Raw genomic sequence first — 12,847 nt, 5'->3', positions numbered from 1 at the left:
CATTTAAATAGCGTTGATGTGACAATACTTGCAAATCAACGTTAGAAAAATAACACTGAATGTTATAATTTTAACATTAACGCCAGCCCGCACGACTATAACCTCGGATAGCCACACCCAAATGGCTCCGCGACAACCCTTGTTGAGGCTCTTATGACTGCTCGAACACTCTCTCGCACCCCTTCGTCTAAGATCGCGCTTGGCGCTGGCGTATTAGGGGCAATGCTCACTATGCCGCTAATGGCAGATGAGTCTACTCAGCCGCATCCCCTTGACCGGCTGTGGTCATTCGCCAACGTTTCGGTTAACTACCTGGACTGGTCAAACGGTACCGAAGATCGCACCGCTTCCAACGCGGCGAAAAGCGACTTTATGTTTCTCGAAATCGAAGGCGGCGCTGGCTTTAGCTGGGGTGAGTTTTACGGCTTCTTTGATTTCGAGAACCCCACCAACGATCAGTTCGATGAGTCAAGCGGTGGTAAAGACAACTTCCGCACCGCGGGCAAAGTGACCTCGCATATTTACCTGGGTGATAGCCCGCTGTCGATTTATGCCCACCTCTATGACTTCCGCGATTACGGCTATAACAGCCGCGAGCAGGATCAGATTCTGGGTTTGGGTTACCGTACCACCTTTGATAACGGCCTATGGTTTAAACCCTTCATTGGCGCGGCGCGGGTGCAAAGCAATAGCTATACCGGCATGAACGGCTATATGGCAGGGTGGGTCGCGGGTTATGATTTCACTGCGCTCAACCAGAACTTCAGCGTCACCAACTGGCACGAACAGACGTTTGGCCGTGACGATGAGTATCTGGAGCAGAACTACGTGGGCGATACAGCGGGCAGTGTAGGCACCAACGGTGCACTGAGCCTGTGGTGGCATCCTAGTGACTTAATCACCACCGGCATTCAGTACCGCTACTCTGATAATAAGTTGGGCACCCCCAACGACTATCAGAATGCGATGATCTACTCCGTCAAGCTCAACTTACTATAAACGCGCTTCTTACTCGCGGACTCGAAGGATCACCTTATGACACTCCTTATGAGCTTGGTGGGTATGGTCACTCTGGTGGCCATTGCCCTGATCTTCTCCTACGACCGTAAGTCCATTCGCTTACGTACCGTGCTGGGTGCCTTTGCTATTCAAGCGGGTATTGGTGCCTTTGTACTCTATGTGCCGTTTGGCCAAGCGGTGCTTCAGGCCATCTCGTCCGGCGTTAGCCAGATTTTGGTGTATGCCAACGACGGTATCGGCTTTCTCTTCGGCGGCTTAGCCGATGTGGATAACGTCGGCTTTGTATTCGCCATCAAAGTGCTGCCGGTCATTATCTTCTTCTCCTCGCTAATCGCCGTGCTCTACTACATCGGCATTATGCAGTGGGTGATTCGTATCCTCGGTGGCGCGCTGCAGAAAGCGCTAGGCACTTCACGCACGGAGTCGCTCTCCGCCACCGCGAATATCTTCGTCGGCCAAACCGAAGCACCGCTGGTGGTACGTCCCTTTATCGCCCGCATGACACCGTCGCAGCTGTTTGCCGTTATGTGTGGCGGTCTGGCGTCGGTGGCTGGTTCAGTACTGGCGGGCTACGCGGCGCTGGGCATTCCCATGGAGTACTTGGTAGCCGCCTCCTTTATGGCGGCCCCCGGTGGCTTACTGTTTGCCAAGCTGATCATGCCGGAAACCCAAGATGTCACCGACAGCGACAGCGTTACCAAGGTGGAAGAGGAGATTGAAGCCAAGGAAGATAAACCTGCCAACGTCCTGGATGCTGCCGCATCAGGTGCCACCTCGGGCCTAATGCTGGCAGCCAACGTGGGCGCCATGCTGCTGGCCTTTATCGCCCTGATTGCGTTGGTCAACGGTATTTTGGGTGGTATTGGCGGCTGGGTGGGCTTTGACTCGCTGAGCCTGGAACTGATCCTGGGCTGGCTGTTTGCCCCACTGGCCTTCCTATTAGGTGTACCCTGGGAAGAGGCCACGCTGGCAGGCTCTTTCATTGGCCAAAAGTTAGTGGTCAACGAGTTTGTCGCTTATATCAACCTGGCGCCCTACATTGATGGGGAACAGGTGGTAGCTGCCACGGGTCAAATGATGACGCCGCACACTATGGCGATTCTCTCTTTTGCGCTGTGTGGCTTTGCCAACCTCTCCTCCATTGCGATTCTGCTGGGAGGCCTGGGTAGCATTGCCCCGACCCGCCGCAAAGAGATTGCCCGCTTTGGTGTCAAAGCCGTGTTGGCCGGTACACTGTCCAACCTGATGTCGGCCTCGATTGCTGGCTTCTTTATCGCCCTAAGTAACGTCACTGCTTAACACAGCGAGATTTGCTGAAGGTGACGGGCGCTGCGGTTTTATCCGCAGTGCCCGTTTTTATCTTTTACTGATTTGTGAGAATTCCATGACTGCGACCGCCTCTCCCCATATCGTCCAAGCCGCCCGCCAAGCACTCACCCTCATGGATCTAACGAGCCTGAATGACAACGACACAGACAGCACCATTGAAGCGCTTTGTCAGCAGGTAAAAACGCCCTTCGGTACCCCTGCCGCGGTCTGCGTGTACCCACAGTTTATTGTTACCGCACAACGTGCCCTGACTGCTCACAAGCTAAATGAGCAGGTAAAGATCGCCACGGTCACCAATTTCCCTAATGGCGACGACGACATTATGGCCGCCGCCCGTGAAACCCGCGATGCAGTTGCCTCCGGCGCCCATGAAGTTGATGTGGTATTTCCCTACCGCGCGCTGATGGCAGGCGACGAAGAGACCGGCCTTGAGCTGGTAGAAATGTGCAAAGCCGCCTGCGCTGGCCAAGCACTGCTCAAAGTGATCATTGAGTCAGGCGAGCTTAAAGAGCCTGCGCTGATTAAACGCGCCAGCGAACTCGCTATTGAGGGTGGCGCTGATTTTATTAAAACGTCCACTGGCAAAGTGGCCATTAACGCCACCCTTGAAGCCGCCGAAATCATGCTCAAGGCGATTAAAGCCAGTGGCCAGGACGTCGGCTTCAAAGCGGCGGGTGGCGTCAAAACCGCCGAAGACGCAGCAGAATATTTGGCGCTTGCCAACGACATCATGGGCCCAGGCTGGGCGACGCCCGCGCACTTCCGCTTTGGTGCCTCTAGCCTGCTGGGCAATCTGCTGGCGACGTTGACCGGCAACACCAACGCGGCCACTACAGAGGGAGGTTACTAATGTCTGCCAACGCCACTCAACACACCCTGCTCCCCCAGGAGCTGATTCGCTTAAAGCGTGATAACCAGTCGCTGCCCGCGGAAGAGATCAAAGCCTTTGTCCAGGGCATTGCCGATGACCGTATCAGCGACGCCCAGATTGGCGCCTTCACCATGGCAGTGTTCCTCAACGGCATGAGCCGTGAAGAAGTCGTAGCCCTGACTACTGCCACCCGCGATTCCGGTCATGTGATGCAGTGGAGCGACCTAAACCTGCCCGGCCCGATCGTAGACAAACACTCCACTGGCGGCGTGGGCGATTTAGTCTCGCTCGTGCTCGGCCCCTGGGTGGCTGCCTGCGGCGCCTTTGTACCGATGATCTCCGGGCGTGGCCTGGGCCATACCGGCGGCACGCTGGATAAGCTTGAATCAATCCCCGGCTACGACCCTTACCCCGCACCAGAGCGTTTCCGCGAGGTGGTGAAATCCACCGGTGTAGCGATTATCGGTCAGACCGGCGACTTGGCACCTGCCGATAAACGTATTTACGGCGTGCGGGACGTGACTGCCACCGTGGAATCCATCCCGCTGATTACCGCCTCTATTCTAGGCAAGAAGCTGGCTTCCGGACTGGATGCGCTGGTAATGGACGTTAAAGTCGGCAGCGGCGCCTTTATGCCCACGCCGGAAAAATCTCGCGAGTTGGCTAAAAGTATTGCCAATGTGGCCACCCAAGCGGGTACGCCCACCACTGCCCTGCTTACCGATATGAGCCAGCCACTAGCCCCCTGCGCCGGTAATGCCGTTGAAATCGTCGAGACACTGGCCCTGCTGCGCGGCGACCGCCCCAACAGCCGCGTGATGCAAGTCACCCGTGAACTGGCAGTGGAAATGCTGATTGCGGGCAAACTAGCAGGCTCACGTGAAGAGGCACTTACTCAGCTTGAGAAGGCGCTAACCTCTGGCGCAGCGGCTGAAGTATTCGCCCGCATGGTGCGCGAACTCGGCGGCCCCAGCGACTTTATGGAGCGCTCGGAGCACTACTTGGCCAAAGCCGAGGTGATTAAGCCGGTGTATGCCGAGCAATCAGGTGTCGTACAACGTATCGATACCCGCGCGGTGGGCATGAGCGTGGTGGAACTGGGCGGTGGCCGCCTGCGTAACGACGCCAGCGTCGACCACAGCGTCGGCTTTACCGACATCGTCGAAATCGGTGAGCACGTGGATAGCCAGCGCCCCATCGCCATGGTGCACGCCCGCAGTGAAGCCGCCGCCGAGCGCGCCGCTGAGCAGCTCCGCGCCGCATTTACCATTGGCGAAGGTACCGCCAGCGCCGACACCCTGCTACAAGACACTTTCCGTGGAGAAGCCTTATGAGCCGCGCGATAGTATTAGTCCTCGATTCGTTTGGTATTGGCGCCGCCCCCGATGCCGCCACCTTCGGCGATGAAGGTTCCGACACCTTGGGTCATATCGCTGCCGCTTGCGCCCGCGGCGAGGCGGATAACGCCAACCGTTCAGGGCCACTCAAGCTGCCTAATATGGCCAAGTTGGGGCTATTTCACGCCCACCGCGATGCCACCGGCAGCGTTGCCGAAGGCGTGACGCTGCCGGAAAGTCTGGAAGGTGCTTACGCCCACGGCAAAGAGATTTCCAGCGGCAAAGATACCCCCTCCGGCCACTGGGAAATCGCCGGTGTCCCGGTACGCTTTGATTGGGGCTACTTTCTGGATAAAACTGACAGTTTCCCTCTTGAGCTGCTCGACGCCATCGTCCAAGAAGCTGACCTTACCGGCGTGATTGGCAACTGCCATGCGTCAGGCACCGAGATCATCGCCCGCCTGGGTGAAGAGCATATAGCCACCGACAAGCCCATCGTTTATACCTCGGCGGACTCGGTTTTTCAGATTGCCGCCCACGAAGAGCATTTCGGCCTTGAACGCCTTTATAAGCTGTGCGAAACCGTGCGCGAGCTGCTGGAGCCCTACAACATCGGCCGCGTCATTGCGCGTCCGTTTATCGGCGAAGATAGCAAAACGTTCGCCCGCACCGGCAACCGTCGCGACTACAGCGTCGAACCGCCCTCGCCTACGGTGCTGCAGAAGCTTGCCGATGCCGGTGGGGAAGTGGTCTCGATTGGTAAAATTGCCGATATCTACGCCCACTGCGGCATTACCCACAAGGTAAAAGCCAGCGGCCACGACGCACTAATGGACGCCACCCTCAACGAGATCGAGCGTACCAGTCAGCGCGATGAAGGTGAGCGCGTGATGATCATGACCAACTTTGTCGATTTTGACTCGGTCTATGGCCACCGCCGGGACGTGCCGGGCTATGCCGAAGCGCTGGAAGATTTCGATGCCAAATTACCGAAGTTGCTGGCTTCTTTGAGCGAAGACGATCTACTGATCCTCACCGCCGATCACGGCTGCGACCCCAGCTGGCACGGCACCGAGCACACCCGCGAGTACATTCCCATTCTGGTGCACGGCCACGGTTTTACCCCCGGCCCGCTGGGCGAGCGCGGCACCTTTGCCGATATTGGCCAAACCCTGGCCGACTTTTTCCTGCTACCGGCCATGGCCGATGGCAAAAGCTTTCTTCCTGAAGCCGCTTAAAGGAGATATTTGATGGCAACCCCGCATATTAACGCTGCTCCCGGTGATTTCGCCGATACCGTCCTGATGCCCGGCGACCCGCTGCGCGCCAAGTACATCGCTGACACCTACCTGGAGAACGTTCGCCAGGTCAATGACGTGCGCAATATGTTCGGTTATACCGGCACCTACAAAGGCCGCGCGATTTCCGTGATGGGCCACGGCATGGGCATTCCGTCGGTCTCCATCTACGCCAAAGAGCTGATCACCGACTACGGCGTTAAATCACTGATTCGCGTGGGCTCCTGCGGCGCGGTGCGCGACGACGTTAACGTGCGCGATGTGGTCATCGGCATGGGCGCCAGCACCGACTCCAAGGTCAATCGCATGCGCTTTAACGACCACGACTTCGCCGCGATTGCGGATTTTGAACTGACTCAGCACGCGGTGGCTGCCGCCAAGGCTAAGAACGTGCCGGTCAAAGTGGGCAACATCTTCTCAGCGGACTTGTTCTACAACCCGCAAACCGAAATGGCTGAAATGCTTAAACGCTACGGCATTGTCGGCGTCGAGATGGAAGCCGCCGGTCTTTACGGCGTCGCCGCTGAGTTTGGCGCCCGCGCCATGACCATCTGCACGGTGTCGGATCATATTTTGAAAGGCGACTCGCTCTCCAGCGCCGATCGTCAAACCACCTTTGACGACATGATGCTAATCGCGCTAGACACTGTACTGCGCGACGACGCTGCCCGCGCCTAGGAGACAGAAACCATGACTCAGGTATCCGAAGAGATTGTCCAAAAACTGTTCAGCGCACGAGCCAACGCCTATGTGCCTTACTCGGCCCACCCGGTGGCGTCAGTCATGGTGACACCGGATGGCCAGCAATTTGCGGGTACGAATGTAGAAGTCGCTCACTACAAAGGCCTGTGTGCCGAAGCCTCGGCCATTTCCGCCATGGTCACGGCCGGGCAGCGCCAGCTAGCGACCGTCTACGTCATGGGCCCGGGCGATCACCTCTGCACGCCCTGCGGCGATTGCCGTCAGCGCATCCGCGAGTTCGCAACGCCAGAAACGCAGATCAAGGTGCTCTCCGGCAGCGGTGAACTAATGAAAACCTACACCATGGAAGCCCTGCTGCCCGACGGTTTTGGGCCCGAGCAACTGCCACCGCGTTAATATTCCTACACAAAAGAAGCCGTTTCGCTTTATTTAGCTGACGGCTTTTCCGTGTACAACTGTTGATACGCTTCCACAGCAGCCACCACTTCTTCGGGTGGAATGACGCCGTCTCTGCCACGAATCACCGCACGCGACACACCCTCAGCAACCGTGGCACCACTGGGGTTGGTAAACTTGTGCCGCATGTAGAAATACTTCTCGTCCCAGCGCTCCATGCTCATGCTGCAGCGATAACGCTGACCCAGCTTGAGTGACTTATAGTAGTTCATGTCATGGAAAGAGATGATGGGCATCCATTTTCGCCGAAGCATGATTCGAGCCAAGCCTGTGCGAATGAATAAGTCAATGCGGTTAAGATCGCAGACCGTCATGAACCGGCCATTGTTCATGTGGCCATTCACGTCGATATCATTGGGTAAAACAAGCCCCTCAAGGGTATTTTCAAGGGCATTAAGGCGCATCCAACCGCGTCGACGCTTCGCAGTCAGTAGTAGCCAGATCATTCGAAAATATAGATTCACTGTGTTGTCCCCATAAAAAATCAATCACGTTATCGAGCCAGCTCGGCCAGAACTTGCCTTCGCGCATCTGGTAGAGTGGTTACGCAAAAATAAACGAGCACGCATGGCTTATAGCCCATTGAATAAAAATGGAGAAAGTGCGCGAAAGCTTATATGGATCCACTTAACAGACCGGCAGAAACACTACACAACCGATTAAAAATAGTCGTTTTTTTGTTTTTTTAATAAACAGCGTTAATGAACCCAATCCTCGTAAACCAGCCCTGGCACCCGGCTAAACTCACGCACATTGTTGGTAACCACCGTACAATCCGAGGCGATAGCATGTCCGGCAATGGCCGCATCGTTTGCGCCAATAGGCGTGCCTGCCTTAGCTAACACTCGCATTACCTCAACGGTCGCATCCACGGCTTGCTTATCCCAGGGCAATACGGCATCTAACCGCTTCACGAACTCATCAACTAGAGACTTATGCTTAGCAGATGCCTTCTTGCCAATTTGGCCATAGCGCATTTCTGCATACGTGATCGTTGATACCACTATTCGATTACCCTGCTCCACCTCAGTAGCGAGACGACTAATCACCGATACTGCTCGCTCGCGCATAATGAACGAACAGATACAGGTATCCAGCATATAGGTCGTCACAGATTGAACCTGCCCTCATCACTCACAACGTTAGGACGCTCAATTAGAAAATCGTCATCCGCTTTGGGTAGTTCAGAGAAGGATACCCACGAGGGGCGTACAGGCCGCAATGTGATGACGTCGCCTTCACGCGTGATTTCAAGCTCTCCGATACCCTCATATGCCATATCGTTAGGTAATCGGACGGCTTGATTTTTGCCGTTTTTGAAAATGGATACTGTACGCATAACCCCCCCCCTACAAATGCCTTATCTGTACAATATAGCCACTCATTCTTGCATATGCAAGGCATATGCAAGCACTGCTCCCCAACGCCTTCGGGCTGGAGCAGCTACCCCCGCGCTAACTCGTTTCGCGCACCACCAGCGTCACCGGCAGCGATACGTGACGGGGCGCTTCCCCCGCCCTCGCTTCTGCCAGTAGAGCCATGCTCGTCTCGGCTATCTCGGCAATATCCTGCCGTACGGTGGTGAGCCCAGTGGCGAGGGTGGGCAGGTCATCAAAGCCTGTCACCGCGACCTGAACAGGCACCTCAATTCCACGGTCTTCCAGCGCGGCCACACAGCCCAACGCTAGTTCGTCGGTGGCGCATACCAGCGCATCAAAAGGCAGTGGTTGGGCGCCCTCTTGATCTAAATAGCGATTTAAATAGCGATAGCTGTTAAGGGAGTCTGACGCCAAGCGGTGCGGTAGGCTGATCAAGCGTTCGGCAAACCCAGCCTCTGCCAACGCCCGCCGGTAGCCCTCCAAACGGCTATGGGGGCGCGGCACCTCTAGCTCTCCACCCATAAACGCCAGCCGCCTGCGACCCTGAGTAATGAGGTGGTGGGTCATCTCATACAGACCCTGCCTATCGTCCGGGGAGACGGAAAAGCCCGCCCCCGCCTCCCCTATGCGCACAAAGGGAATCGCCGCAGATTTGAGCAGCGCTGGGCGCTCATCGTTGGGAGCCTCACCAAGCAAAATGGCTGCCCCCGCGCGCGCTGGCAGTTCGGCGGTTTGCTGGTGATTAAAGAACACCGGCACCATCCCCTGCTGATGAAGGGCCACGGTAAGATGCTGGTAGAGCAAGATATAGTAAGGGCGCAGCTCAATATCCTGACGCCCGAGCGAGATGCCCACCACCGCCATTTTACCGCTTATTAGCTGACGAGCCGCGGCGCTGGGCTGGTAGGCTACTTCCCGACTAATCGCCAAAATCTTCTCACGCAGGGCCTCACTGAGCCCCGGCTTGCCGTTCAGGGCCCGGCTGACCGAGGCAATCGATACCTGGGCCCGCCGGGCAATTTCCCGAATGGTGGCCGTTTGGGCGCTTTGTTTGCTCTCTCTCACCGACTATTTCTCGCCCTATCTCTCACCTGGAAAGCGTCCAGTGTGCCGAAAAACGCCCGGCGTTGCGACAGACTACCAGCCACGACGCCCTAAACGAATAAGCTCGCTTTCCAACTGCTGTAATGCCTGGCTGGGCTCAACGTCACCAGAAAGGACTTCGTGCACGCGGTTAAAAATAGCATTAGATACCCGAGGGTAAGCATCTCCGGTGATACTGGCTGGGCGCGGCACGCCATTCATTACGGTCTGATAAAGCTCGCCAATAAAGGGCTGAGCGGCCAAGACATCGTCGTCTTCATACAAGGCAGGCCGAGTGGGATTACGCCCATACATAATCGCATGGGATTTCTGTTGCTCGGCAGCACTTAAATAGGCGGCTAAATCAGCAGCAATTGCTGGGTGTTCTGAGTAGCGCGAAACAGCCCAGTTCCAGCCACCAAGCGTCGCGACAGACTGCCCATCAGGCCCACTGGGTAACGGCGCCACCGCAAACTTGCCCTGAATCGGCGTGCCATCGGCTTGCCCTAGCGACCATGCGTAAGGCCAGTTGCGCATAAAAACTGCATTTCCTGCCTGGAAGACGCCTCGGGCTTCCTCTTCCATATAGTTACGTACGCCTTCGGGGCTAATATCACCGATCCACGAAGCAGCCAGGGTTAAGGCGGTGACTGCATTGACATTATTAACCGTCACCTGCCCCTTTTCATCAATAAAGGTACCGCCGCCGTAGCTCGCTACCCACTCTAAAGCATTGGTGGTCAAGCCTTCATAGGCCCGCCCCTGAAATACAAACCCGTGCATTCGCTGATTGCCAGCCTCACGCTCAGCGGTTTGAATCTGTCGCGCGGTGTCGGTCAGAGCTCGCCAAGTTTGCGGCACTGAGGCGTCGTATTTGTCTAATAAATCGTGCCGGTAGTAAAGTAACCCCGCGTCGGTAAACCAGGGCAGTGCCACCAATTTTCCCTGCACGGTATTATTCGCCATTAAAGAGGGAATAAATCCTTCGGTGGCACTGTCAGGCAGGTACTCATTTAAATCGACCAAGTGCTCGGCTAATAAGCCTGGCCAGACGATATCAACCATTAGCACATCCACATCTTGCGAGTGGCTGCCTAACAGCTGTTGGTACAGCGAGAGTTTCTCAGTGGGCGACGGCGGCGTGGTTACAATATTAACCTGATGACCGTTCGCTTCTGCCCAGCGCTGCGCCAGCTCCGGGCAAAAATCTGCCTCACCGCCATCACCACAGGCAATAGTAATCTCGACGGCATCGGCAGGTAGCGCGAAAGGCAGCAAGGCCAGGCCCGCTAACATACATAGCGCTTTACGTGGGGTGTGGAACATGGCAATTCACCTCTATTTGTTATTGGTAGGTGGTTAGAGCGTTGTATCAATTGTTTTAGCGGACAATGGCCAAGCTGCGATCCTCCTGACTGGAGATAACACAGGCATCAAGAACGGTTTGGATCGCCGCGCCGCGGGCAAAGTCCGGCTGGTCGTTTTCACCACTGCGGATGCTTTCAATGAAACGCTGATAGATACTGGGTGTGGACGGAGCCTTGACCGTGCTCCAGCGGGCGGGGTGAACACTGTCATCCAGGCAGACCTGCACCTCATCTAATGATGTATCCAAATCGACCCGAATAGCTCCTTTATCGCCGTGTACGCTCAGGGTTAGCGAGTTGTGATGCCCGGTCGCCCAGCGGGTAGCCTGAAGGGTGCCCTTGGCTCCATTGGCAAAGGTCACTCGCATTAGCGCGGTATCGTTAGCATCCAGCAGATAGTCGCCGATGCGGTTATCCGGGGCTTTCTCAAAACAGGTCAGTTCGCAGTTAACGCGGGTAATATCGCCAACGGGGAAGCTTGCAAAATCGACAATATGGACGCCCACATCCCCTAGCACGCCTTTACTGCCGTGGGCTTCCGAGAGCCGCCAAAGCCACTGGCTATCCTGATCCCAACGCCCCCAGGCATTGCTGACCAGCCAGCTCTGCCGATAGCTGGCATCCACGTGTCGGACTTGTCCAATCGCCCCAGCGGTAATCAGTGCACGGGCGTGCTGAATGGCCGGTGCATCGCGATAGCTAAAGTTGACCATATTGATAACGTTGGCGGCCTCGGCCGCTTGGGCCATTGCATGAGCATCGTCGGCATTCGTCGCCAGCGGTTTTTCACATAAAATGTGTTTGCCGGCGGCAATCGCGGCCAGTGACGTGCGCTTATGAACACCATCTGGCGTGACGTTGCTAACGGCCTGGATATCCTCCCGCGCCAGCATAGCCTCCAGGTCGTCATACGCATCGGCGATACCAAAACGACCAGCAAAGTCGCGGGCCTTGGCCAGCTCCATATCGCACACCGCCACTACTTCCACACCCTCAATCCGGCCAAAGTGCTTGGCGTGCTCTCCTGCCATGCTGCCCGCGCCAATAATCGCTAAACGGATCATTTGAAGCCCTCCTCGCCAGGTTTATGCAGGCTTTCCCCTTTGATCTCCACCGGGTTGGGGGCCTGATCGGCAGGAACATTTGGGCAGCTGTCGATCCATCGGGAGCCTTCCGGGCGGGCCCAATTCACCGCGTTCTTCAGCACCGTTTTAACTTGGACGTCATAGTAAATCGGGTAGGTTTCGTGGCCAGGGCGAAAGTAGAAAATCTTGCCGTTGCCGCGCTTGTAGGTCAGCCCTGAACGGAATACTTCGCCACCTTCAAAGGCACTGATAAAGATCACCTCATCGGGGTTGGGCACCGCAAACGGCTCGCCGTACATTTCGGTATGCGGCAGCTCGATATAGTCGCCCAGGCCCTGAACGATAGGATGACCAGGGTTCACGACCCACAGCCGCTCGCGCTCCCCCGCTTCCCGCCACTTGAGAGAGCAGGTGGTGCCCATCAAACGCTTGAAGATTTTTGCGTAGTGCCCAGAGTGCAGCACTATAAGTCCCATGCCCTGCAACACGCGGGCCTGTACGCGGTCGACGGTCTCTTCCAGCACATCGCCGTGGGCGGCGTGGCCCCACCACAGCAGCACATCGGTATTCTCAAGGGTTGCTTCACTTAGCCCTTGCTCGGGGTCTTGCAAGGTAACCGCGGTGGCGTGAATACCCTTCGCTTCGTTTAAACCTCTGGCGATGCAGTGATGCATGCCGTCAGGATAAATGCGTGCCACGACGTCATTGGTTTGTTCGTGAACGTTTTCACCCCATACGGTGACATTAATAGTCATCTTTTCTCCTCAGCCAGACTGGCAGTCGCGCCTAAATAGCATCTTTGTACCTCTCAAACGCTAAAGTAAACGTTTACTGCAAATACGTAAACGTTTACTTATCTGCAACTTTAGTCGAACTAAAGAGGACCACTCTGTTCGCTAACGCTATTGGCATAGCGCCCT

General features: G+C 56.2%; 14 protein-coding genes. 7 read left to right on the top strand and 7 right to left on the bottom strand.

What is annotated here, in order from left to right; genetic code table 11:
- Nucleotides 1-153: 153 nt before the first annotated feature.
- The 7 genes from JI62_RS15115 (at nucleotide 154) to cdd (ending at nucleotide 6,953) form a co-directional block, all read left to right on the top strand.
- Complete coding sequence (locus JI62_RS15115) at nucleotides 154-999, top strand: outer membrane protein OmpK (protein WP_088700931.1); 846 nt, start codon at nucleotides 154-156, stop codon at nucleotides 997-999.
- A gap of 36 nt (nucleotides 1,000-1,035) precedes the next feature.
- Nucleotides 1,036-2,319 carry a NupC/NupG family nucleoside CNT transporter gene (locus JI62_RS15110; protein ID WP_088700930.1) on the top strand — a complete coding sequence of 428 codons (1,284 nt, stop codon included), beginning with the start codon at nucleotides 1,036-1,038 and terminating at the stop codon, nucleotides 2,317-2,319.
- Nucleotides 2,320-2,404: 85 nt separating this feature from the next.
- Complete coding sequence (gene deoC / locus JI62_RS15105; RefSeq protein WP_088700929.1) at nucleotides 2,405-3,199, top strand: deoxyribose-phosphate aldolase; 795 nt, start codon at nucleotides 2,405-2,407, stop codon at nucleotides 3,197-3,199.
- Complete coding sequence (gene deoA, locus JI62_RS15100) at nucleotides 3,199-4,554, top strand: thymidine phosphorylase (protein ID WP_088700928.1); 1,356 nt, start codon at nucleotides 3,199-3,201, stop codon at nucleotides 4,552-4,554. Before deoC ends, deoA begins: the two co-directional genes overlap by 1 nt.
- Nucleotides 4,551-5,795 (top strand): phosphopentomutase, encoded by a 1,245-nt coding sequence (locus JI62_RS15095; RefSeq protein ID WP_088700927.1) that lies wholly within the window; start codon nucleotides 4,551-4,553, stop codon nucleotides 5,793-5,795. Before deoA ends, JI62_RS15095 begins: the two co-directional genes overlap by 4 nt.
- A gap of 12 nt (nucleotides 5,796-5,807) precedes the next feature.
- Nucleotides 5,808-6,533: a purine-nucleoside phosphorylase gene (gene deoD, locus JI62_RS15090; protein WP_088700926.1), complete on the top strand. Its 726-nt coding sequence runs from the start codon at nucleotides 5,808-5,810 to the stop codon at nucleotides 6,531-6,533.
- Nucleotides 6,534-6,545: 12 nt separating this feature from the next.
- Nucleotides 6,546-6,953: a cytidine deaminase gene (cdd, locus tag JI62_RS15085; protein ID WP_088700925.1), complete on the top strand. Its 408-nt coding sequence runs from the start codon at nucleotides 6,546-6,548 to the stop codon at nucleotides 6,951-6,953.
- Nucleotides 6,954-6,982: 29 nt separating this feature from the next.
- Here the strand turns inward: cdd and JI62_RS15080 are convergent, their stop codons facing one another.
- From JI62_RS15080 to JI62_RS15050, 7 genes are all read right to left on the bottom strand, one after another.
- Nucleotides 6,983-7,417: an acyl-CoA thioesterase gene (locus JI62_RS15080; protein ID WP_088701349.1), complete on the bottom strand. Its 435-nt coding sequence runs from the start codon at nucleotides 7,415-7,417 to the stop codon at nucleotides 6,983-6,985.
- 294 nt (nucleotides 7,418-7,711) lie between these two features.
- Nucleotides 7,712-8,125, bottom strand: a complete 414-nt coding sequence (locus tag JI62_RS15075; protein ID WP_088700924.1) for a type II toxin-antitoxin system VapC family toxin — start codon at nucleotides 8,123-8,125, stop codon at nucleotides 7,712-7,714.
- Nucleotides 8,122-8,352, bottom strand: coding sequence for a type II toxin-antitoxin system VapB family antitoxin (vapB, locus tag JI62_RS15070; RefSeq protein WP_088700923.1), 231 nt, complete (start codon nucleotides 8,350-8,352; stop codon nucleotides 8,122-8,124). The genes JI62_RS15075 and vapB overlap by 4 nt, the downstream gene beginning before the upstream one ends.
- Before the next feature lie 115 nt (nucleotides 8,353-8,467).
- A complete protein-coding gene (locus JI62_RS15065; protein WP_088700922.1) occupies nucleotides 8,468-9,457 on the bottom strand; it encodes a LacI family DNA-binding transcriptional regulator in 990 nt (329 codons plus the stop codon).
- A gap of 72 nt (nucleotides 9,458-9,529) precedes the next feature.
- The gene (locus tag JI62_RS15060) at nucleotides 9,530-10,801 is read right to left on the bottom strand and encodes an ABC transporter substrate-binding protein (protein WP_425348124.1); all 1,272 of its coding nucleotides are present in this window, start codon (nucleotides 10,799-10,801) and stop codon (nucleotides 9,530-9,532) included.
- A gap of 55 nt (nucleotides 10,802-10,856) precedes the next feature.
- A complete protein-coding gene (locus tag JI62_RS15055; protein WP_088700920.1) occupies nucleotides 10,857-11,906 on the bottom strand; it encodes a Gfo/Idh/MocA family protein in 1,050 nt (349 codons plus the stop codon).
- Entirely contained in the window at nucleotides 11,903-12,682 is a 780-nt protein-coding gene (locus tag JI62_RS15050; RefSeq protein WP_088700919.1) for a ThuA domain-containing protein, read from the bottom strand. Before JI62_RS15050 ends, JI62_RS15055 begins: the two co-directional genes overlap by 4 nt.
- Nucleotides 12,683-12,847 lie beyond the last annotated feature (165 nt).

Origin of the sequence: Halomonas campaniensis, from assembly GCF_002211105.1 — a bacterium.
GTDB lineage: Bacteria > Pseudomonadota > Gammaproteobacteria > Pseudomonadales > Halomonadaceae > Vreelandella > Vreelandella campaniensis_A.
This window is presented reverse-complemented; position numbering and strand designations above follow the sequence as displayed.